A 22,567-nucleotide genomic window follows, 5' to 3' on the forward strand; every position below is an offset into this window, starting at 1 on the left:
TAAGCGCATCGGCTGAAAGCAACCATGAACATCGCCATTGACAGTCACCTGGGGCAAGACCGGGTGGCAAAGAAAATTCGTGCCTATCTGGATGAGATCATCGCCTTTCGGCGGGAACTCCATCAAAATCCGGAATTGGCCTTTCAGGAAAAGCGCACCAGCAATCTGGTCGTCTCCTATCTGGCCTCTTTTGGCTATCAGGTGGAGCATGGCATCGCTGGAACGGGTATCGTCGCCAGCCTGAAAAAGGGGAGTGGTAGCCGTATTATCGGTCTTCGCGCTGATATGGACGCCTTGCCCATTCACGAAGCGACAGGGCTTGCCCATGCCAGCCGCACCAAGGGTGTGATGCATGCCTGCGGCCATGACGGACATACCGCCATCCTGGTTGCGGCGGCCCGCTATCTGGCCGAGACAAGTAAATTCGATGGCACGGTACGGCTGATTTTTCAGCCCGCCGAAGAGATCGGCGCGGGCGCGAAGAAATTACTGGCCGAGGGGTTGTTCGAGCGCTTTCCCGTTGATGCGGTGTTTGGCCTGCACAATTGGCCGGATGTTCCCGCCGGTCATTTCGGCTTCGTGCCGGGTCCGGCCATGGCCTCCGTCGATCAGGCCCATATCACCGTGGTCGGCAAGGGTGGCCATGGGGCGGAACCGCATCGGGGCGTCGATCCAGTGCTGGCGTCGGCCTCTTTGATCACCGCCCTGCAAAGCATCGTATCGCGCAATGTCGATCCGCGTGAAATGGCGGTAATTACCGTCGGCTCGATCCATGGCGGTTCGGCGTCCAATGTCATTCCCGAAAGTGTCGATTTGAAGCTGACGGTGCGCACGTTCAGCGAAGATGTCAGGCAACAGCTCAGCGAACGCATCCCGGCACTGGCGCGTGCCCAGGCCGAAAGCTTCGGGGCGAGGGCAGAGGTCGATTATCGCTTCGGTTTTCCGCCCGTTCTCAATCATGCCGATGAAACCGCCTTTGCCCGCCAGGTGGCGGTGCAAACCTTCGGTGATGACAGGGTGATTGCCCATTTCAAACCGCGCACCGCAAGCGAGGACTTTGCTTTTCTGCTGCAGGCGCGGCCCGGCAGCTATCTGTTTGTCGGCAATGGCGACAGCGCTCCGCTGCACAGCGCGTCCTATGACTTCAACGACGAGATCATTCTGCCCGCCGCTCACTACTGGGTGCGGCTGGTGGAGAGCTACCTGTCATCCCCGGTTTCGACCGCCACTCTCTAGAGGATGTGCACCGCCATGACCGATACATTCGTTTACACCTCGCCGCTCGATCCCTTGGCAAAGCCGCTGATCGACGATCTGATCCGTGAATATGACAGCCGCTACGGGACGTTTTTCAGCGCGGAGGGCGCGGTAGAGGAAATCAACCGCTATCCTGCGGAAGCTTTTCAGCCGCCGTTCGGCACTTTCCTGTTGCTGCTGCGCGATGGCCAGCCGATCAGCGGGGGTGCCTTCAAGTTTTATGACGAGACCACCGCCGAATTCAAACGCATCTGGACCCATCCCGATTATCGGCGCCAGGGGCTTGCACGCATCGTACTGGAAGAACTGGAAGCCCAGGCAGCGCGGCAGGGCTATGAACGCATCTACCTCACCACCGGTTTTCGCCAACCGGAGGCGGTTGGGCTCTACCTGAAGAATGGCTATAGCGCCCTGTTCGATCCGGCGGTCGATCCCGAAATCCATCGGACACTGCCCTTCGAGAAGGACATCCGCCATCTCGCCGTAGGCGATGAAAAGCCGCAGCTTCGCCCGGAGCGCCGTGCGGTCTCCGTATAGTTCTTCTCAACCTTTCAGCCCACCCTCTTCAGAAAGGATGGCGTCATGGCTCTCACTTCGGACTTTCCAGGCATCCGGCATGTGGATGTCGCCAGCGATCAACCCCATGATCTTTCACGGTTGAAGATCGTTCCTGCCCGCTACCCTGCCAGGATCATCGGCACGGTGTTTGCGGCTGTTGTCATCATTGCCGGGCTCTATTCCACCTTCACCAATCCGCGCTGGGGCTGGAGCGTGTTTGCGCAGTGGTTCTTCGCGGAGCCGGTTTTGGCCGGGCTGGGTCGGACCCTGTTGCTGACTGTGCTCGCCACCATCAGCGGCTCGGTCCTGGGGACGGCGCTGGCACTGGCGCGGGTATCGCGCTCACCGCTGCTGTCTGGCCTATCCTGGGGCTATATCTGGCTGCTGCGCTCCATCCCGATGATCGTACTGTTGCTGGTGCTCAACAATCTCGGCTATCTCTATGAAACCATTCACATTGCCGTACCCTTTACCGGCTAGGTGCTGGTGGATTACCCGACCGTACAATTGCTGACACCGTTTGCCGCCGCCTTTATCGGGTTGACGCTCAATCAGTCGGCTTTCTTTGCCGAGATCGTTCGCGGCGGCATTCTCTCGGTCGATCAGGGGCAGTTGGAGGCCGCTGCTGCCCTAGGGCTGCCGCGCCGTCGTCAGGCCTTCAGGATTGTGCTGCCCCAGGCGATGCGCACCATCCTGCCGACCGGTTTCAATGAGATCATTGGCCTGGCCAAGGCCACCTCCATTGTCTATGTGCTGGCGCTGCCGGAATTGTTCTATACCGTGCAGGTCATCTATCGCCGCAATCTGGAAGTCATTCCGTTGCTGATGGTCGCTACGGCCTGGTATCTGGTGATCATGACGGTGCTTTCGGTCGCCCAGCACTATATCGAGCGGCATTTTTCCAAGGGCGCCCTGCGCAATCCGAAGCCCCTGCCATTCCGGTCTTTTTTCGGGCGTAGGGTATCGACGGTGCCAGCGGTGACGGCCAATCGCCGGTCTGCCCTCAAGGATCTGACAGCGCTTCGCCAGGGCGGTGTGGTGCGCATCCAGAATGTGTCGAAAAGTTTTGGCCATCTCAAGGTTCTGGATGGTGTCGATCTGACGCTGAAAGCCGGAAGCGTCACGGCAATTCTTGGCCCTTCAGGCTCTGGCAAATCGACGCTTTTGCGCAGCATCAACCATCTGGAGCGTGTCGATCACGGCTTCATCTCGGTCGATGGCGAACTGGTCGGTTATAACAGACGCGGCAATATGCTTTACGAGTTGAAGGAGAAGGACATCCTGAAACGCCGCGTTGAGATCGGCATGGTGTTCCAGAGCTTTAATCTCTTTCCGCATCTGACGGTGCTTGAAAACCTGATCGAAGCACCGATTGCCGTGCTTGGCCTGCCACGCGACGAGGCCATTCTGCTGGCCCAGGACCTGTTGGCCCGTGTCGGCCTTAGCGACAAGATCCATGCCTATCCCCGGCAATTGTCCGGCGGCCAGCAGCAGCGTGTGGCGATTGCCCGGGCGCTGGCGTTGAAGCCCAAGGTTCTGCTGTTCGACGAGCCGACCTCAGCACTTGACCCTGAATTGGTGGGAGAAGTGCTTGACGTGATCAAGGAACTGGCGCGCACCGGTACGACGCTGGTGATCGTCACGCATGAAATCGGCTTTGCCCGTGAAGTCGCCGATACGGTCGTCTTCATGGAAGGCGGACGTGTGCTGGAAGTCGATACCCCGGAACGGATCTTTAGCCATGCCGCTCACCCGCGCACCCAGGAATTCCTGGCCAAGGTGCTGTGAGCGTTCGCACTGAAACTCAAACTCATCAACCTCATTTCTGACTGGAGAGCAGCATGACATTTCGGAAAATCCTGCCGGGCCTGGCACTGGCGGCATTCACGGCATTTGCGGCAAACAGCGCCTTTGCCGCCGATAAATTCGATCTGAGCCCTGACATATCGAACCGGGTGCGGGCCGAGAAAAATCAGGCGGCGATTGCAGCGATCAAGCCCGGGTTCAAATTCACCACACCAGGCAAATTCACGGTGGCTGTCAGCCCTTTCGATCCGCCGGTCGTCACGTATGCTTCCGATGCCAAAACGATCCTTGGGGCTGACCCGGATCTTGCCCAATTGCTGGCGGATTCGTTGGGATTAGAGCTTGAAATTGTCCCGGTCGCCTGGGCGGATTGGCCGCTCGGCATCGCTTCTGGCAAATATGATGCTGTCATCAGCAACGTCACCGTGACGGAGCAGCGCAAGGAGAAATATGATTTTTCCACCTATCGTCGTGACTTGCTGGGCTTTTACGTCGCGAAGAACAGCCCGATTACCGACATCAAGGAGCCGAAGGATGTCGCGGGCCTGAAGCTGATTACCTCATCCGGCACCAACCAGGAAAAAATCATTCTGGACTGGGATCGCCAGAATGTCGCCGCCGGTCTGAAGCCAATCGAGGTGCAATATTACGAGGATAGCGCCGCGAGCGATCTGGCGCTCCAGTCGGGACGTGCCGATGTGCGGTTCAACACCAATGCCAGCCAGGCCTACGGTTCGCTGATCAAGGGCAACACGCGGCTGGTCGGCAATGTCAATGGCGGCTGGCCGTTGACGGCGGATATCGCCACCGTGACCCGCAAGGATGCGGGACTTGCCGATGCCTTGACCATTGCCACAAACGCTCTGATCAAAGACGGCAAATACGCCGAAGTTTTGAAGCGCTGGAACCTGACGGCGGAAGCCATTCCGGAAAGCCGCACCAACCCGCCTGGCCTGCCGAAGAGCGGTTCGTAACCTGTACAGCTTTGGGGCGGTCATCAGCTCCGCCCCATATTTTTTCAGGAGGTTTCCATGAACCATGCCACGCGGCGGATAAGCCGGGCTCTTGCCGCCTTGATGCTCTTACTGCAAGCGATTTCGCCAGTCTTGGCCGAACCCTTCGATCTGTCGCCGCAGCAGCCGGGCCGCCTGCATGTAGAACGGGATGCAAAGGCCGTAGCCGCTCTTCCGGCGAATTATAAATTCGTCTCCCCTGGAACCTTGACGGTTGCCGTTGCAGTTGGTTCGCCGCCGATTGCGGCCTATGCAACCGACGCCAGCACGGTGGTTGGCTTCGATCCAGATCTTGCCCTTCTGTTGGCGGAAAGCCTTGGTCTGAAGCTGGACCTTGTTTCGGTCGCCTGGGCGGATTGGCCGCTGGGACTAGCGTCTGGCAAATATGATGCGGTTATCTCCAATGTCGGTGTCACCGAGCAGCGCAAACAGAAATTCGACTTCTCCACCTACCGGTACGGGTTGCATGGCTTTTACGTCAAGAACGACAGCCCGATCACAGCGCTGAAAGAGCAGAAGGATGTTGCCGGTTTGCGGATCATCGTCGCCTCCGGCACGATCCAGGAGCGCATTCTTCTGGAATGGGACAAGCAGAACAGGGCAAACGGTTTGAAACCGCTGGAACTGCAATATTACGATGACGAGGCTGCCGCCGATCTGGCACTGCAATCGGGCCGGGCCGATGCCAATTTCGGACCCAATGCCATGCAGGCCTGGCAGGCGGCAACGCTGCACCGCAAGCGGCTGGTAGGCACCGTCAATGCTGGCTGGCCGTTGACAGCAGATGTCGGCGTAACCACCCGCAAGGGCAGCGGTCTGGCGGAACCGATCGCCGTTGCCATCAACGACTTGATTGCTGGCGGGACATATCAGGCAGCATTGTCGCGCTGGGGTCTTTCCCAGGAAGGACTGACGCAATCGCAGGTCAATCCGCCTGGCCTGCCAAGCTATTGAAGCGCCTGCGGCGCTCATTTCTCTCGCGTAAAAGGACCGCTCCATGGCCATTGCGATCAATCATATCGGTTTCCTGATCCCGGGTAATTATCCGGAAAGGGACCCATTGTCCGGTCTGGAAACCACGCTGAACCTGTTTGAATTCGGCGAGCATCTCGGCTTCGACTCGGCCTGGGTGCGCCATCGCCATCTGGAGCCGGGTATTTCCTCTGCTGCGGTTTTCCTGGCTGCCGCCAGTCAGCGGACCCGCCGGATCGAGATTGGTACGGCGGTCATTCCGCTGGGCTATGAAAGTCCTTTTCGGCTGGCGGAAGATCTGGCGCTTGCTGATGTGCTCTCCGCTGGCCGGTTGAATATCGGCGTCAGCGCTGGCCTGCCCGCCCATCTTGAACTGATCGGCAAAAAGGTGTTCGATGGCGATTGGACGACCTATGATTTTTCCCATAACCGTGTTTTGCGATTGATCGACAATCTGCGTAGCGACTATCTTGGCGGCGAAGATACAAGGCTGAAAACGCCGTTCGGTCCGCAGCGCCCCCGGCTGCAACCGCATGCGAAAGGGTTGATCGACCGGATCTGGTATGGCGGCGGTTCCATCGCTTCGGCCAGATGGGCAGGCAGCAACGGTCTCAACCTGCTGATCGGCAATGTCACGTCCGGTGAGGACACCGACAATTTCTATGAGGCGCAGGCCCGGCAACTCAGTCTTTACCGTGCAGCAGGCGGGAGTGCTAGCCGGGTGGCGCTAGGCCGGGTGATCGTGCCGCTCGACAGTGCCGATGCACCGACCCGGCGCAAATATCTCGATTTTGCCGCTGGGCGCCTGGAGCGAACGCTGCACCCGAATGGGGAGCGCCGTACGCTTTTCCCGCGTGATCTGGTTGGCAGTTCCGACGATATTCTCGAATGGCTCCATGCCGACCCGATCCTGAGCGAGGTGACGGAGCTGCGTCTTGAACTGCCTTATGAGTTCGAGCAGGACGAATACCGGCAGATTCTACAGGATTTTGTCACCAAAATTGCGCCGGGACTGGGATGGCAGGCCCGTAATGTAGATGGCACGCAAGCGCTTGGGTCTGCGCTGGATCACAGCCATACGCGGAGCGCACGCCAGACCCATTGAGGAAAAGCCCTTCACCATACGGTAAGAAGGGACATTTCCAATGCCATTCCGTATCACGCATCTCACGGCGTCCCTAAAGCGCGAGCTGTGGTATGTCGATCCGTACAATAAGGCCCGTCGGGTGATTGGACAGCAGGGTAATTTTGCTCTGATGGGCATGTGCTATATCTGCGACAATCGACAGGCCGAGGCCAAAACCGGCGCGTTTGCTGCGGGAAGCATCTCCTTTGAAAAACGGTTCGAAAACTTTTTCTCTGAGATCTTTGGGAATGCCTGGTCCGTCATCGATCACCAAGATCGAAAAAACCGTTCCACTGACCTGTAGTTTGACGAGGATGGTCTTTCCAAACTTGGTTGCATTGTCGCAAAGGTTGGTGACTGCCCGCATGATTGAGAGCGGTCGGCAGTTGGCGATCAGCTTGTTCGGCCCCTGATATTCGACATCGAAGCCTATGTCTGAAAAGTCACTGCAAACGGTTTGCAGGATGCTCGCAACATCAACGCGTTCAATGCCCTCGGTTGCAAAATCGTCCCGGAGATAGTTCAGGCTTTCGGTCAGAAGATCATCGATATGATCGATATCCGTCAGCAGGGCTTCCCGCAAGGCACCGGCCTCCATGCGCTCCGAGCGCAATCTGAGCCGCGTCAAGGGAGTGCGAACATCATGGCTAATCCCCCGCAGCATTCGGGTCCGGCCGTCCACCATGATGCGAATACGGTTTCGCATACCGTTTAGGGCACGGGCCAGCGACAGGATCTCAACCGTGCCGCGTTCTTCGAAGATCTGGGAGCTATTGTTGATATCCGATTTTATTGCAGCCTCGGATATTCTCTTGATCGGTTCGGTTACCGCCCTGATCGCAAAGGCAAAGAAAAAAGCGATCAAGACGACCACGGCGATAAAGTAATATGTCGTTTGACTGAGAAACGAAGTCGTCAGAATCGTATCGGGAAGACCGAAAAATACAAGCATTGTCCGGTCATCCACTTTCTCGGCAAACACACGACGGCCATCCAAAAAAGCGCGCCAGCCGCCAAGGGGCGGCTCTCCATCAGGCGGAAACAGAAAATCGACCAATGTCTCGGCAAAGCCCTGGAACTCCGGGGAGGTCTTGAACTTGTCAGCCAGCGATATCGGTTGAAGCGAAACCTCCAAGCCTGCGCGTTGCGCATTGGTTAGAATGGAGGTGCGTTCTTCAGGAGAGGCCTGTGCCAAAAGAAGGGCGAGGGTCCTGACCTGTGTGGCGGTGCTTTCCAGATTGGGAATGGCGTAATCATTCTGCGCAACATTTTCCAATGCCCTGCCGGTCGCGATGACGGTGACCAATGCCAAGAGAATGATAACGGTGATTTGGCCACGAAGGGTTCTTGGTACCGCACGGAGATTCCTAAACATGAACCTCTTCCACAGTGGCAGTGAAGACATAACCACCCAAGCGAACGGTTTTCAAAAGCGCTGGATCACGCGGGTCTTTTTCGATCTTCTGTCGCAAGCGACTGATATGGACATCAATGCTGCGTTCGATCGGGCCTGCCAGGCCCGCATGGGTCGCGCTCAGCAACTGCTCCCTGGTCAGCACCCGTCCAGGATTTTGGCAGAAGGCCAGCAGCAGATCGAATTCATGGGTCGTCATCGCAACGCGCGCATGGCTTGGATCATGAAGCTGCCGCCGAGCCGGATCGACCTGCCATCCATCGAAGCGGAAAAAGCTTTTCCGTAAACTGTCTGGCCGCTGAGAGGTCACTCTGGAGCGCCTGAGAAGGCCTTTGATCCGTGCCGTCAGCTCCCGGAGAACGAATGGCTTTGTGACATAGTCGTCTGCGCCGATTTCCAGACCGACGACACGGTCGATATCGCTGCTCACCGAGGTCAACATCAGGATGGGAATATCGCCGCTGCCTCGAAGCCGGCGGCAGATGCTAAACCCGTCTTCTCCAGGCAGCATCACATCGAGGACGACGAGATCGAATTCCAGTGCGCGCATCTTGGCGTCCATGGCGGCGCCATCCGCTGCGACCTCGACAAGCATTCCTTGCTCGTTGAGGCTATCGCGGACCATGCCGGCGATCTGCTCGTCATCTTCTACAATCAGGATCTTGGGCGCATCTGACATCGCTTATCCACTGTCGCTTGTAAAAAGGGTCGCTTCCCCTCCAAGACCTTCTCTTACCATAATCGTTTCCGGCTTCGGACGTCTTATATATTAAGATTTGTTGTAATCGACCGGAGCTGACAGCAGGTCTTTAACAAAACTTAACAGAATGAAACACCCAACCGATCATCCATGTGGGAGAGAACGGCACTCAATCTGCTGCCTCTTTTACCGGAGGCACGCCAGCAAACACTGGAGTGCTCATGCTGAGACGAATGATCCTATGTACCACAGGCGTTCTTGCCGTGTTTCTAACCGCCTGTTCGGATGAAGCCAGCACGCCAAAGACACCTCGCGCCATTAAAGGGGTCACAGTCAAATCGGAGCTTATCGGGGAAGTCTTTCGCCAGACCGGCGAGATCCGCCCACGTTATGAAACGCCGATGAGCTTCAGGATCGATGGACTGGTGGCTTTTCGCGTCGAGACGGGATCATCCGTCAAAAAAGACGATGTGCTTGCAACAGTAGAAAAGACACCGGCCTTGATCAATGTCGCGTCCGCATCCGCGCAAGTCGATGCGGCAAAATCGGATTTGGCGCTGGCGGATGTTAACGCGGCTCGCAACTGGAACCTCATCGCCAAGAATGCGGTGTCGCGCGCCCAGGTCCAGCAGAGCGATGCCAATCTGCAAGCGGCGAAGTCAAAGCTTGAAGTCGCCAACGCGACTTTGGCGAGCGCACAACAGAACCTCTCCTATACGGATCTGAAAGCGGGACGAGACGGTATCGTATCCGGCGTTTCCATCAATGTGGGTCAGGTCGTCACCACGGGGCAAACGGTCCTGACCCTCAGTTCTGATACCGAACTTGATGCCGTCTTCGATGTGCCTGAACAGATGCTAACCCAGAACCTTGGCGATAGCGAGGTTGACGTCAGCCTGATGTCCAATCCGGCCGTTGTCGCCAAGGGCAAGGTTCGCGAGGTCACGCCTTCCGCTGATACTGCAACGCGGACCTACCGTGTCAAGGTTACGTTGAATGGCACGTTGGACGGGGCGCCGTTGGGCGCTGTGGTCACGGGTAAGGTAACCCTTTCGCCAAAGCCTGTCTTCAAGGTTCCCGCGTCTGCATTAACCAGTCAGGGGCAGAACCAAGCCGTTTTCGTCTACTTACCGACCTCCAAAATGCTCCAGCTTCGCCCGGTCAAAATAGAACGATACGGCGAAAACGACATGCTCATCTCCGAAGGCCTGGCCGATGGCGATATCGTCGCGATCGCCGGTGTTAGCAAGTTGCGCGACGGCGAGGCGGTCACTCTTGAGAAAGGGGTGCAATCGTGAGCGAACAATCATCCCAGTCGCGTCCCCGTTTCAATTTGTCGAAATGGGCGCTCGACCATCAATCGCTTGTCATCTTCCTGATGCTTGCCGCAGTCCTCAGTGGCATCCTCAGCTATCAAAAGCTTTCGCGCAACGAAGATCCACCCTTCACCATCAAGACGATGGTTGTCGGTGCCCGCTGGCCAGGCGCCAGTGCAGCCGACACCGTCAATCTGCTGACCGACAAGCTTGAAAAGAAGCTCTCGGAGACGCCACATCTCGATTACACGCAAAGCTATACCAGGCCCGGCCAGTCGGTCATCATGGTCAACCTGCGTGACGACACCCCGCCCAGTGAGGTCGAGGGCGTCTGGTACACGGTTCGCAAAAAAATGGCGGACATTTCCTCGATATTGCCGGAGGGGGTCGAAGGACCAGCTTTCGACGATGAATTCGGCGATACGTATGGAAGCATTTATGCGTTTCGTGCGGAGGGCTTTAGTCAACGCGAACTGCGTGACCGCGTGGAGGCAATCCGCAGTGAAATCCTCTCCCTGCCTGACATCGGCAAAGTCAACATTCTCGGTGCGCAGGACGAACAGATCGTCATCGAATTCTCGCAGAGCAAGCTTGCCAGCCTGGACATCGATCCGTCCAGCGCAATCGAAGCCATCCGTGCCCAGAATTCCGTCAATCCGATTGGAACAGTCCAGACCAGTGAAGAGAATATCTCGGTTCGCGTCACCGGAGCGTTTGCCTCCGAAGACAGCCTGAAAGACATCACGTTAAAGCTTGGCAGCCGATATTTCCGGCTCGACTCCATCGCGACGATCTCCCGCACGATCACCGATCCGCCCGCCGCCTCGGTGCGCGTCAACGGAAAGGAGGTCATTGCTCTGGCCGTTTCGATGGCAAAGGATGGAAACCTTCTCTCTTTCGGCGAGGCCCTGAAAGATCGCATGCACGCGATTGCCTCAAAGCTTCCCTACGGGATCGAGATGATCCAGGTCGCGGATCAATCGACGGTCGTGAGGGATGCCGTCAACGGTTTCATGAAAGTTCTGGTGGAGGCGATCATTATCGTACTGGCCGTTTCCTTTATATCCTTGGGGGCAAGGGCCGGGTTGGTTATCACCGCGTCCATTCCTCTCGTTCTTGCCCTGACATTCCTTGGCATGGAGTTGACCGGCGTTGGACTTCAGCGAATTTCGCTGGGTGCTTTGATCATTGCGTTGGGCCTGCTGGTGGATGATGCGATGATCACCGTCGAAAGCATGGTCTCCTGCCTTGAAAAGGGCAGGTCGCGTCTGGTCGCGGCAACCCATGCCTATGAGACGACCGCATTTCCAATGCTGACCGGCACATTGGTGATGATCGCTGGCTTCATTCCGGTGGGTTTTGCCGCCTCAAGTGCTGGAGAATATACCTTCTCTCTGTTCATGGTGATCCTGATTGCTCTGTCATCGTCCTGGATCGTTGCCGTGCTGTTTTCGCCGATCCTTGGCACCTGGATATTGCCCCGCAGCCTCGCGCATACCCATAAGAAGACGGGTATCGTCATGGCCACCTATCGCAAAATACTGGGCTGGAACCTTCAGCATCGGTGGTTGACGATCCTGTTTGCGGTTGCCGCTTTTGCCCTGTCCCTTGCTGGGCTCGGGCAATTGAAGCAGCAGTTCTTCCCGGCTTCCGATAGACCGGAACTGCTGGTCGGTCTTACGCTTCCGCAAAATGCATCGCGGGCCGCGACAGACATCCGTGCGCGCGAATTGGAAGCGGTCTTGCGAACCGACCGCGACATCGATCATTTCATCACCTATGTCGGCTCAGGCTCCATTCGCTTTTATCTGCCAATGGATCTGCAACTCGACAACGATAATGTTACGGAAACCGTGGTCGTCGCCAAAAGCGTCGAAAAACGGGAGGCCGTCCGCCGCAAGATCGAAGCTGTGCTCAATGAGCGTTTTTCGGATCTCGTCACGCGCGTTTCGCCTCTTGAACTCGGTCCTCCCGTCGGATGGCCGCTGAAGTTTCGGGTTTCGGGGCCGGACTATCAGCAGGTCCGTGCCCTGTCGGCAAAAGTCGCTGCGATCATCGGTCAAAATCCAGATACCCGTGACGTCAATCTCACGGCGGGTGAACCGCAGAAAAGCGTGACGATCAAGGTGAACCAGATCGAGGCCCGTGCCTTGGGCATGAGTTCGGAATCGATCGCCAGTGAGATTGCGGCGGTCTTCTCGGGGTCGAAAGTCACCACGGTTCGTGACAAAGACAAACTCGTTGATGTCATGGTCAAAGGGGTTGAGGCTGACCGTAACTCGGTATCGACCACAGGCAATCTGGAACTGCGCACCGGCGATGGAAACTATGTGCCGCTTCGGCAAGTCGCTTCGGTCGCCTATGGGATGGAAGACCCGATCATCTGGCGCCAGCAAGGAAAGCCGATGATTATTGTTCAGGCTGATGTTCAAAAGAATGCCTTGGCCGCCACGGTCGCCATGCAGGCCGATGCCCAGCTTAATGCTCTGCGCTCAGAGCTTCCCATGGGGTACTCCATTATTGCGGGCGGCATCACGGAAGAATCCGAGAAAGGCAATTCGTCAATCTATGCCGTTATTCCTGTGATGCTGTTTGCCATTGCAGTTCTGTTGATGGTCCAGATGCAGAGCTTTTCCAGAATGGCCTTGGCTGTGTTCATGGCGCCTTTTGGTCTCATTGGCGTGGTTGCAGCTATGTGGCCGACCGGCACGCCCATGGGCTTTGTTGCGCAACTCGGTGTCATCGCCTTGTCCGGGATGATCATTCGCAACGCTGTCATCCTCATTCAGGAGATTGACCAGAACGTCGCGCTTGGCCAATCGCCAAAAGACGCCATCATCGCCGCCTCGATCCATCGCGCCCGTCCGATTGTTCTGACCGCCTGTGCCGCAATTCTCGGCATGATCCCGATTGCAGCCGAGATTTTCTGGGGCCCCATGGCCTTTGCGATCATTGGCGGGCTTGCGGTGGCAACCATGCTGACCCTGACGCTGCTGCCTTGTGCGATGTCGTTGTTGCTGAATGCCGAACACAAGGCGCGATCGAAAACTGACTCGGACGGCAAAGCGGAGGTTCAACCGTGAAGACGAGCGCTCGACACCTGCCGGAAACACAATTTCGAAAAACCATCCATTCCCCTGCTATCCATTCCATGAAAGTCACGAAAATGCAGACATACCTTGCCGATAGCAAAGCTCCCAACTCACCCGTTTGCCATGGTCATTCAGCAAAGGGGACGGTGGCAGGTCTCCTTCTTGTGCTGGCATTGGCTGGATGTAGCTCCGTTCCGCTCACTCAGTCCGGTACGCTGTCCTCCTATAAAGGCTTGGGGCCTGTTGAAGGTCGCTTCAGCAAATCGCGCAGTTTCGCGGATACCCCGGCTATAGTGGCGGCGCAAACGGTTTCCATTGCTCCCACACGGCTGTCGCCGCTGGCCTCTTCGAGGCTCCATGACGCCGGGAATGACAGGCTGGTCTCCAATGCTCTGGATCGCGCTATGTGTATCGATCTCAGTGATAAATACCGGATTGTCGGTCCCGGAGAGGCGGCTGATCTCATTGTTCACGCTGTAATAACCGACATAGTCCCGACCAGCAAAGCCGTGGCGGGCCTGTCGACCGCAGTCACATTGGGAACCTCCTTTGTTCTTCCCGTGGGTGTCCCGCGTCTGCCGATCGGACTAGGAGGCCTGGCTGTCGAGGCGGAAGCGGTTGATGCAAAAGGGGAACAACGAGCGGCCATCGTCTGGTCGCGCGGTGCAAATTCCATCACCAATACTGCACGTGTTTCAGAAGTCGGTGACGCCTATGGCCTTGCATCTTCATTTGCCAGCCAGTTCTCAGAGATACTCGTAAAAGGCCGGAAGTCCTCTGGTTTGGACCTTTCCTTGCCCTCAGGCCAAAAAATGAAGTCACAGCTGGGTGGAAAGCCTAAAAATGCGGCGTGTGAGGTGTTCGGGCGGGCGCCGGGTCTCGGTGGTGTTCTGTCTGGTGTCGTTGGTGCTCCACCGTCCTGGACAGATCATCCAACCAAGTGATGTCTGCTTTTGGTTGAGTGAACCAGAGGGGCGCCATTGTCGATTGTTTCGGCCAGTAGGCGGTGCCGCAAGCGCCGCCTACTGGCCCCGATAGTCGCGAGGAGCCACTCCGAAATGGTGCCTGAAGGTTTTACTGAAGTGTGAAAGGTCGTTGAATCCCCACCGGAACGCGATTTCACTGATTGAAATTGCGGCCTCAGCACGGAGATCGTCGGCACATCGCTCCAAACGCCGCTTGAGCAGCAGGCGGCTGAAGGTCTCCCCGCTCTCCTCAAGAAGACGGTGGACGTAGCGGACCGATATTTTGAAGTGCTGTGCCGCTTTGGCGGGGGTCAGTGTGGGGTCTGCGGCATGCGCGCCGATAAACTGAATAACCGACCGTGAAAGTTGCGATCTGAGTGTTCCACGGGCGCGGTCTTCTTCGGTCGTGGACACGCCTGCCGCCATGGCGACGAGATCGACGATGTGATTTGCAATCGGCGTCGAGGCAGTCCCGATGTGTTCCGCATTCTGCGCGACGGATTTCAGATAGTCGATGGCAACGGACGCTATGGGATGCGCACTGGTAAAGCGGATTGCCGTTTGCTTGTCTGCCTGTTTCAGCAATGGTTTCAGCATGGCTCGCGGGATGCGGAAGGAATATTGGGTCCAGTCATCGCTACAGTAATCGTTGAGATAAGGCTCGGTTGAATCCACAAGCGAAAAATCACCCGGCTCCAGCAGCGCTTCCCGCGATCCTTGCATCATCCGGCACTGTCCCTTTACCTGAAGATTGAGGAAGTAGACTTCGTGCGGCATACGGCTGATATCCAGACGTCTGCGATGTATCTTCTGCCGGCTTGACGAAATGGTTGTCACGTTGATGCAATCGAGCAGATTGGCCTTAACCTCTCCCTTGAAGCGCTGCTCGCCCTCAAGAATGGGATTGAGGGCAATATAGGCTTCGCACAGAACCTCCCTCCAATAGGGAAAGCGGTCCCGTTCCGGCATTTCGTTCGCGTTCCAGACTGCCATGTCATCGCCTCCGGGGCACTATCCCCGAATTTAAAGCAATTATCATGCCAATCATATCGCGGAGCGCTCAAGAGAGGCGACGGTGAATTTTGGCCACGCGCAGGCAAACGGCAGTGCTGCGAATTCTAAAGGCTGGCGGCCTCCCTGCACGGTCAGCATAGTCGGTGTTCACTGTCAGCCAAGACGCAACGCGACCTGTCTCATAGTCTTTGTCCTGGGAGGAGCAACAAAGATCAACAGGAGCAGCAGACATGCGCAAACGGCTTATATTCAATTGCTTCACGATGAATGTTCCCTCGCATATCTACCACGGGACATGGCGACATCCGAACAATCAACTTGCTCACTTCAATGAGTTCGAGACCTGGTCAAAGCTGGCAACAAAACTGGAAGAGGGGCGGTTCGACGCGATGTTCTTCGCGGATATTCTTGGCATCGATCCGGCCTATGATGGCAAGTGGGATGCTTATTTCGAGCAAGGCCTCCATATGCCTTGCAACGATACCTTCACCTTGTGCGCGGCCCTTGCAGGGGTGACGAAAAACCTTGGTCTCGTTTTCACTAGTTCGATCCTGTCCGAGCATCCTTTCGCGTTTGCAAAGAAGGCCTCGACCCTCGACCATATCAGCGGCGGCCGTATCGGTTGGAACATTGTCACAAGCGTGACGGACAATGCCGCCCGCAACTTCGGTTACGACAAGATCGTCCCGCATGACCAGCGCTACGACTGGGCGGACGAATATATGTCCGTTCTCTACAAGCTCTGGGAAGGGTCCTGGGAGGACGGCGCGATGATCGCGGACCGTGAAAGCGGCGTGTTCAGCGATCACACCAAAGTGCATCGGATCAACCATGTCGGAGAGCGTTACAAGGTGCAGGGGCCGCATCTGGTCAGCCCCTCTCCGCAACGGACGCCGATGCTCTATCAGGCCGGTGCCTCCAAGCGTGGCAGCCAGTTCGCGGCGCAGCATGCAGAAGGAACTTTCGTTCTCTATCCGAATGTCGACGGTGCCCGGATCGGGATTGCTGGCACCAAGGCGGTGGCGGCGCAGGTGGGACGCGGTGCCGAAGACCTCAAGTTCATTCAGGGCCTGTCCTTTGTCGTCGGCAGCACGATGGAAGAGGCGGAGCGGAAGGCTGCGGAGATCGACGAATGGGTCAGCTATGAAGGCCTTGCCGCGCATGTCAGCCGCGACATGGGTGTCGATCTCTCCAATCTCGACCCGGACAAGCCGGTCGATGAGTCCGGTCTCGATGGCCTGCAAGGTTACGCACGCATGATCGAGATGGGCAAGCCCAATGGCGAGAAGGCCACTGTCAAGGAGGTCGCAAACGCGCTTTCCTACAATTGCCGCATTGTCGGCACGCCGGACAGTATCGCCGACGAATTGGCGCTTTGGCAGGATGCAGGTGTTGATGGCATCAACATGATCTGCCAATTGCATCCCGACACCTATATCGATTTCATCGATCACGTCACGCCGGTCTTGCAGGACCGTGGCCTTGCCCAGCGCGACTATGCCGAAGGTCCTTTACGGCAAAAACTGTTCGGTCACGGCCCGCGCCTTCCAGACAACCATCCGGGTGCCGCACATCGCGGTGCGTTTTCCCAATCCACTCAGGTTGCTGCTGAATAATGTCGCAGGGGAGCCTGACCAAGCCGGGCTCCCCGCTTTGTCAGATCTGGAGGGATAGAATGTGTGAAACAATCCATAGGGTGACTGCGGACGACGCGCAGTTTAAGGACGCAATGGCTATGATGGCCGCAGCCGTAAAAGTGGTCACAACCAGCGGTCCCGCCGGTCGGGCCGGTTTGACCGTAACCGCCGCCTGTTCGGTATGCCAGGATCCGCCACGATTGCTGGTCTGCGTGAACGGGACCGCCTCGGCACATCCGTTTTTGCTACAAAATGCGAGGCTAACGCTGAACATCCTTGCCACCGATCAGCAGGAGATCGCAATGGCTTTTGCTGGCAAGGTCACTCAGGAAAAGCGCTTCGACATTGGAGAATGGACAGAGGATGAATGTGGGCAACCATCGCTTCGCGGTGCCTGTGCGCATTTCACCTGTTCTGTGCATGAAACGATGCAGTCAGGCACGCACACGATCTTCATCTGCAATGTCCATGTCGCATCCGGTGATAAGGACAAGCTGCCGCTGATCTATTTCGACCGCAACATGATGCCCCTTGCAAAAGTAGCGTGATACCAAAGCATTGAAGACCCTACCGCATTTTCAGTCATGAAGAGATTGAAAATAGCTCAATTCTATCAGCTGTTTGAGACCTTTTCAAAGGAATACCTGGAGTCATTTTCAATGACTCCAGGTATTATGTAAATAAGCGTGCTGCTGGGTTGGCCCGGATTTAACGAATGATGCGGGAGAAAGATACTCGTTCTTCAGGCAAATCGAGCCACCCATCCCGTTTCAACAACGCCCTTTCGGGTCAAGCCACAAATGCTAGGGTTATGAGGTCGTCGTTGTCGCCCGATCGGGCAGGGCGTCACCTGAGGGTTGATGGAGCACCCATGGTTTCGGGTATCTCGGCAGCATGGCGGCGAGAATGACCGCGACCAGGGCGATTGCAGTTAGCATCAGCAGTGGACCGACGTAGCTGCCCGAACTTGTCTTGACCACACTGACGAGGAATGGGGCCAGTGCCAGGGCCGGGGAGGTGATTGCGAGGCTGAGACCTTGCAAGGCGGCGAAGGACTTCAGTCCGAAATACCTGGCGATCAATGTCGGACCGAGAGTGGATTCTGCGCCGGTTGCGAAACCGAGAAGCGCCATGGAAAGGTAGAGAAGCGCAGGATTGCCGCTGTTGACAAGGGCAAGTGCCAGACCGATCGGCACTGTCGCCAGGAGAACCGCGACCACCCATGGATGGTTTGCCCGATCCAGAACTGCTCCGGCGGCGAGCAAACCGATAACCGATGTACTGAAGCATAAGGACAGCGCGAGAGACACGGTCGCCGGATCGATGCCGGTCTGGCCATAGAAGTCCACTGCGTTCTGGCGCATGGCAATCGGCCCGGCGGCGGCGAATGCGATGAACAACGTGATCGAGATCCAGGCGCGCGTCGGAATTGCCTCCTTGAACGGGACGCCGGGCAGATTGACATCCACGGTCTTCGGCACTTCCGCAGTCGTACTCACCTTCGGTTCGGAGATAAGCCAAAAGGCAGCGGGGATCCCGATGACGGCGATCGCGATTGCGATCACGTAATAGGCGCCATTCCAGCCAAGCCCGGCATATATTCCGGGGTCGATGGCCGCAACCACCGCGGCGGATTTGGATGGGGCTTCAGTACTCATGCCCGGCATCATTGGTAGTGACACCGGCGCATTGCCGTTTACGAGCCATTGGAACAGGGGAGAAAAAATTGCGCTGAACAGACTGGATGCGACCCCGATAAGACCGAAACCGACGCCCCGATGCTTGGGGAACCACTCGGAAATCACCTTGAACGCTATACCCAAACTGGACCCGAATCCAAAAATCGACGCGAGAACGAGAAGTATTCCCATCAGCCAGAGCTTGCCGGCAGCAAGTGGTATGATCGCCGTGACAAGTGCATAGAGGATGATCCCGGGAAGAGCGACGCGTCGGGCACCCAACCGATCGACCCATTGTCCGGCGAAAGGCAGGACGAGCGGACCGATAATCAGCGGCAAAGCGACAAACATCAGCATAGCTTCCGGCAGCGGTGTCCCGGTTTTCATCGCGAAGGCGGGCACCACGAACGGAGTGAGTGCCGAGAGGCCAGCCGGCCCCATGGCCACAAGAAGAAGACTGCCGGCAAGTGCGGCCTTGGCCCGGCTGGGGGCCTTTACGAAGTCGGCGATATACTGTTTCCAGCTGACTTTCGGCGGAGCGCCATCGCGCGCCGGCATTGTTCCACTTGAATAGGGCGTAGTGGGAATCCCCTTCGCCATAGATAGATCCGTTTGAGACATCGGAACTCCTTGAACTCAGTGAAGGCGGACGCCGACGGTGATGACCGCGCTATCCGAAATTGATGATGGCGACCCTCAGGGAGGCTTAACCTCGCACGGGTGTCATACCTGGTGGGGGCGCCATACCTGGTGGTGGGGCCATGCCTGCTGGAGGTGTCATGCCCGGAGGAGGCATATGCGATGGACCCTTACCAGCAGGAGGTGAGCCCGGAGGAGGTGAACTCAGGGCGGCAATCATCGGGAAAGGTTCGAGACCGAACATGTCGCGTCCGTTGATTTCTGCCATTGGATCGATCCGGAAGGCACCATGCGTCGCCAGCACATGGATATCGCGCAAGGCGCGTTGCAACGGATTGCTGAGGACGACAGCCGAAGACCCAAGTGCAAGCAAGAGGCCATCGACCACGCGCAGGCATTCGTGGATCTGGTGGACGAGGTCCATGGTGATCTCGGGTTCGTTCCAGGGGAAGAAGTCTTCACCTGCAATCGCACGCCGGTCGATTTCGTCGGCGTGGCGCCAGAGCACGGCGTTCGCCCCATTGATGACGGCCCGCGCTTTACCGGCAACCATTTGGATCGAGGCCATTTCCGACATCGTCTTATAGGGAAGGTTGAAGGGCGGTCGCTTCTTTGCCTGTTCGAGGAAAGAGTCGAGGGCGCCTTGCGCGATACCGACTGCAAGGGCCGCAAAGGTGCATGTCATGGCGACCATACCGCCAATCGGGCTGTGCTTGAAAGCCAGTCCAGAATATTTGCCCTTCAATGAGTCCATTATCCGCGGCAGGTCATTGGTGTGTACGACGCGGTAGTCGGGAACAAAAATCTCCTGGTCGGCCCGGACGCTGTTTGAATTTGTCGCTTGCAGGCCCATCACATGCCAGTCATCGACGATTTCATATTGATCGCGTGACAGGATACCCATGGCGCGCAACCGTGCGCCGCTTGCCGGGTCGTCATATTCGAAACCGACTGCTCCCCAGGCAGCATGTTTGCAACCACTGCCGAAGGACCATTTGCCCTTCACCATGTAGCCTCCGTCGACCTTGCGGCCATCGCCAACCTTTGGCGCAAAGACGGTGGCACCAAACATGATTGGCCCAACCCAGTCCTGGATGCCGGCGAAGACTTCGTCGCGAGCCTTTGGATCGAAGCCCAGAGCGTTTCTGGCTGCGCTCGAGACGATCACCAGCCAACCGGCGGAAGCATCGCCCTGGCCGAGCGCTTTGACGATTTCCGCAGCATCGCGTGCGCCCAGTGCATAGCCTCCAAGCTCGACCGGGATGGTGATCTTGAAGGCACCAGAGCGATCGACGGCCGCTAGCGTCGCTGGCGCAAGCGCGCCGAGCTGTTCGCTCTCAGCCGCATGTTTGCGCAACAGCGGCAGCATATCGAGGATGTCGTCGCGTATCCGACGCCCAACGTCGCTGAGATACGGCGAGTCCGGGAACTTCGGCTGGTGAGGAGGGCCGCCTGCCTGCGGTGGAAACTCCGGAGGAAGACCCCCTACAGGTGGTTTGTTTTGCAAGGTCATCGGTTGCTCCACTTTACGAGTGTCTGTCAAGTTCATATTGAACCGAACAAACTCTCGGTTCTCTTGTTTTCGTTTGTCTTTTCGGAAAAATCGGGTTTCACTTTTCCTAAGGCAAACTCTCATCGGCGATGTCTGCGACCCCCGGTAAAAGGCGTCCCTAGATCCCGGCTGCGATCGGTTTCGACATTCTCAATTCCCCATCGGGTTTTGACCGGGGGCGACCTTGCGGAAGGTGCTCCAATGTTCCGCAATCTTGCCGTTATGGACACGGAAGACAGTCAGGATGTTCCACTCGTAAACCGCACCCGGCACGACCGGATCCGGCGCGAGTTCGCGCATCATGAGGCAACCGACCTCGCCGTCGAGAATGACGCTGACCACGGGTGGCGGAGTCGAGCCGGCTATCGGCACCAGTCGGAACTGCTCGATGAGTTTTTCACGGCCATGGCCGAATGCATTCGGGTCGTGCTGGATGTAGTCCTCGGCGATGTACTTCGTCATCACCTCAACGACCCGCTCTTTCACGACATTGTCGCGGACGATCCGGGAAAGATCGGCTTCAAACTCGATCAGCAAGCGCTTGATCGCTGTGCGCTCTGGCGATGGATCCGCCGCGACCGCGGCTTTGAACTCTTCGTTGTCAAGCCAGTTCGTGTAGATAGCAGGATCGCTGATCTCAGCGATGCCGTTGACAATTGTGAATCCGCTCACTGTCTTGGGTCCTTTATTTCTGGTATTGTAAGGCGCTAAAGCGCAATGACGACATCTAAGTCGGCGCACAAATCCGCTCACCGTGACACGGCGTCGGCATAGTGGGTCATGATTTGTCCTAGGCTTTTCGCGGACGTCGCGATTCAATCCGGTCAATTATATTGACTGGCATTTCAGCTGAAGGGCATCGCCGGACAACGCACGGCTTACCAAGCATAGGGCGCATATTGCGCGACTGTGTGGACATTTGAACTCCTCCTTTGATTGATCGCACCCAAAGGCGCTTTTTAGATCAATCCCTCCGAAACTGATCTAAACGGTACAGTACAGAAATGTCAAGCGCTTTTTGCCGGCGTTGGCCCTCGTGAAAACAGCGCCGTGCCGAGCGTTTACTGGTGAGGCTATGGGCGCGCCGACATAGACATTGTCCACCTTTTGGTGTTCGTCAGTTTGCTGTCAAAACACAGAAGGGTCGACCTATTCCAGATCTTATAGCTGTTCGAATTGGCTGAACCGGCCACGAATAAGACGTCGATAATCATCAATGATCACGGCGCCTTTTTCTTCACTCTCATGCAAAGCCAAACGAATTGCAGCGCTGGCGAGCTGGAACAGCAAATAGACGGCGCGCGCATATTCCTGCCTGCAACTTTCCGCCAGAAAGACCTGTGTGCTCCGACTGAACTGATCGGCTTGCCTATGGGTTTCCTCGATATCGAGATCATGAAGCGCTTTGTCGGCATGAATGGCATCCAGCAGGTCCTGCACGGCTGGATCGCCCCGAAGGCGGTTATAGTAAAAATCAACGATCATTTCGGCAGCATCCCCAATACCAGACGCATCCTTGATATCCTGAAGAGCCGTATCGATGACTTCGCGCGTTCCCTTTGAATATCGCTCGAAAAGCGTCGCGATGACTGCGGTTCTGTTTGGAAAGTAATGATAGACCGTCGCCAGAGACATGTCGCTTGCGGTGGCAATGCCGCGCATGGTGACAGCAGCGCTGCCTTTTTGACCAATGAGCTGCATTGCTGCCGAAAGGATATCGTCAATACGGTCTCTGCTGCGCTCCTGGCGGGGCTGCCTCCGCAATGCCTTTTGGTCGCTCGTCATAGCGTGCTCCGCTTTCGAGTTGACAAATTTGTGACATACGCC

Annotated in this window: 19 protein-coding genes; 12 read left to right on the forward strand and 7 right to left on the reverse strand. The window is 56.9% G+C overall.

All coding sequences use genetic code 11. The features are described from left to right. Window positions 1-24: 24 nt before the first annotated feature. The 7 genes from AVI_RS18240 to AVI_RS18270 are packed head-to-tail and all read left to right on the forward strand — an operon-like array spanning window position 25 to window position 6,711. The gene (locus AVI_RS18240) at window positions 25-1,236 is read left to right on the forward strand and encodes a M20 aminoacylase family protein (RefSeq protein WP_012653609.1); all 1,212 of its coding nucleotides are present in this window, start codon (window positions 25-27) and stop codon (window positions 1,234-1,236) included. A gap of 3 nt (window positions 1,237-1,239) precedes the next feature. Further along, complete coding sequence (locus tag AVI_RS18245) at window positions 1,240-1,794, forward strand: GNAT family N-acetyltransferase (protein ID WP_041698438.1); 555 nt, start codon at window positions 1,240-1,242, stop codon at window positions 1,792-1,794. A gap of 45 nt (window positions 1,795-1,839) precedes the next feature. Beyond that, window positions 1,840-2,295, forward strand: a complete 456-nt coding sequence (locus tag AVI_RS31840; RefSeq protein ID WP_071203625.1) for a hypothetical protein — start codon at window positions 1,840-1,842, stop codon at window positions 2,293-2,295. 6 nt (window positions 2,296-2,301) lie between these two features. After that, entirely contained in the window at window positions 2,302-3,603 is a 1,302-nt protein-coding gene (locus AVI_RS31730) for an amino acid ABC transporter permease/ATP-binding protein (RefSeq protein ID WP_417883811.1), read from the forward strand. A gap of 53 nt (window positions 3,604-3,656) precedes the next feature. After that, window positions 3,657-4,595, forward strand: coding sequence for an ABC transporter substrate-binding protein (locus AVI_RS18260; protein ID WP_012653611.1), 939 nt, complete (start codon window positions 3,657-3,659; stop codon window positions 4,593-4,595). A gap of 57 nt (window positions 4,596-4,652) precedes the next feature. After that, a complete protein-coding gene (locus AVI_RS18265) occupies window positions 4,653-5,588 on the forward strand; it encodes an ABC transporter substrate-binding protein (protein WP_012653612.1) in 936 nt (311 codons plus the stop codon). Window positions 5,589-5,631: 43 nt separating this feature from the next. Beyond that, the gene (locus tag AVI_RS18270; protein ID WP_012653613.1) at window positions 5,632-6,711 is read left to right on the forward strand and encodes an LLM class flavin-dependent oxidoreductase; all 1,080 of its coding nucleotides are present in this window, start codon (window positions 5,632-5,634) and stop codon (window positions 6,709-6,711) included. A 73-nt stretch (window positions 6,712-6,784) separates the two neighbouring features. Here the strand turns inward: AVI_RS18270 and AVI_RS18275 are convergent, their stop codons facing one another. Together AVI_RS18275 and AVI_RS18280 are read right to left on the reverse strand one after the other, a co-directional pair. Then, window positions 6,785-8,107, reverse strand: a complete 1,323-nt coding sequence (locus AVI_RS18275) for an ATP-binding protein (RefSeq protein ID WP_012653614.1) — start codon at window positions 8,105-8,107, stop codon at window positions 6,785-6,787. Beyond that, window positions 8,100-8,825 carry a response regulator transcription factor gene (locus tag AVI_RS18280; protein WP_012653615.1) on the reverse strand — a complete coding sequence of 242 codons (726 nt, stop codon included), beginning with the start codon at window positions 8,823-8,825 and terminating at the stop codon, window positions 8,100-8,102. The genes AVI_RS18275 and AVI_RS18280 overlap by 8 nt, the downstream gene beginning before the upstream one ends. 242 nt (window positions 8,826-9,067) lie before the next feature. Here AVI_RS18280 and AVI_RS18285 point away from each other — a divergent pair, with 242 nt between their 5' ends. The 3 genes from AVI_RS18285 (at window position 9,068) to AVI_RS18295 (ending at window position 14,198) form a co-directional block, all read left to right on the forward strand. Then, entirely contained in the window at window positions 9,068-10,144 is a 1,077-nt protein-coding gene (locus AVI_RS18285) for an efflux RND transporter periplasmic adaptor subunit (protein WP_012653616.1), read from the forward strand. Further along, window positions 10,141-13,245: an efflux RND transporter permease subunit gene (locus AVI_RS18290; protein WP_012653617.1), complete on the forward strand. Its 3,105-nt coding sequence runs from the start codon at window positions 10,141-10,143 to the stop codon at window positions 13,243-13,245. The genes AVI_RS18285 and AVI_RS18290 overlap by 4 nt, the downstream gene beginning before the upstream one ends. A 155-nt stretch (window positions 13,246-13,400) precedes the next feature. Then, a complete protein-coding gene (locus AVI_RS18295) occupies window positions 13,401-14,198 on the forward strand; it encodes a DUF3313 domain-containing protein (protein ID WP_012653618.1) in 798 nt (265 codons plus the stop codon). Between the two features lie 78 nt (window positions 14,199-14,276). On the opposite strand, the gene AVI_RS18300 is transcribed toward AVI_RS18295, so the two are convergent. Further along, a complete protein-coding gene (locus AVI_RS18300) occupies window positions 14,277-15,212 on the reverse strand; it encodes a helix-turn-helix domain-containing protein (protein ID WP_012653619.1) in 936 nt (311 codons plus the stop codon). A 251-nt stretch (window positions 15,213-15,463) separates the two neighbouring features. Here AVI_RS18300 and AVI_RS18305 point away from each other — a divergent pair, with 251 nt between their 5' ends. After that, window positions 15,464-16,849, forward strand: coding sequence for an NtaA/DmoA family FMN-dependent monooxygenase (locus AVI_RS18305; RefSeq protein WP_012653620.1), 1,386 nt, complete (start codon window positions 15,464-15,466; stop codon window positions 16,847-16,849). A gap of 59 nt (window positions 16,850-16,908) precedes the next feature. Next, a complete protein-coding gene (locus AVI_RS18310) occupies window positions 16,909-17,418 on the forward strand; it encodes a flavin reductase family protein (protein ID WP_041698441.1) in 510 nt (169 codons plus the stop codon). Window positions 17,419-17,679: 261 nt separating this feature from the next. Here the strand turns inward: AVI_RS18310 and AVI_RS18315 are convergent, their stop codons facing one another. From AVI_RS18315 to AVI_RS18330, 4 genes are all read right to left on the reverse strand, one after another. Further along, entirely contained in the window at window positions 17,680-19,170 is a 1,491-nt protein-coding gene (locus AVI_RS18315) for an MFS transporter (protein ID WP_012653622.1), read from the reverse strand. Between the two features lie 85 nt (window positions 19,171-19,255). After that, window positions 19,256-20,701: an acyl-CoA dehydrogenase family protein gene (locus AVI_RS18320; protein WP_139192515.1), complete on the reverse strand. Its 1,446-nt coding sequence runs from the start codon at window positions 20,699-20,701 to the stop codon at window positions 19,256-19,258. A gap of 189 nt (window positions 20,702-20,890) precedes the next feature. After that, window positions 20,891-21,412 (reverse strand): hypothetical protein, encoded by a 522-nt coding sequence (locus AVI_RS18325; protein WP_012653624.1) that lies wholly within the window; start codon window positions 21,410-21,412, stop codon window positions 20,891-20,893. Between the two features lie 489 nt (window positions 21,413-21,901). Further along, window positions 21,902-22,525, reverse strand: coding sequence for a TetR/AcrR family transcriptional regulator (locus AVI_RS18330; protein WP_041698443.1), 624 nt, complete (start codon window positions 22,523-22,525; stop codon window positions 21,902-21,904). Window positions 22,526-22,567 lie beyond the last annotated feature (42 nt).

Source organism: Allorhizobium ampelinum S4 (assembly GCF_000016285.1).
GTDB classification, from domain to species: domain Bacteria; phylum Pseudomonadota; class Alphaproteobacteria; order Rhizobiales; family Rhizobiaceae; genus Allorhizobium; species Allorhizobium ampelinum.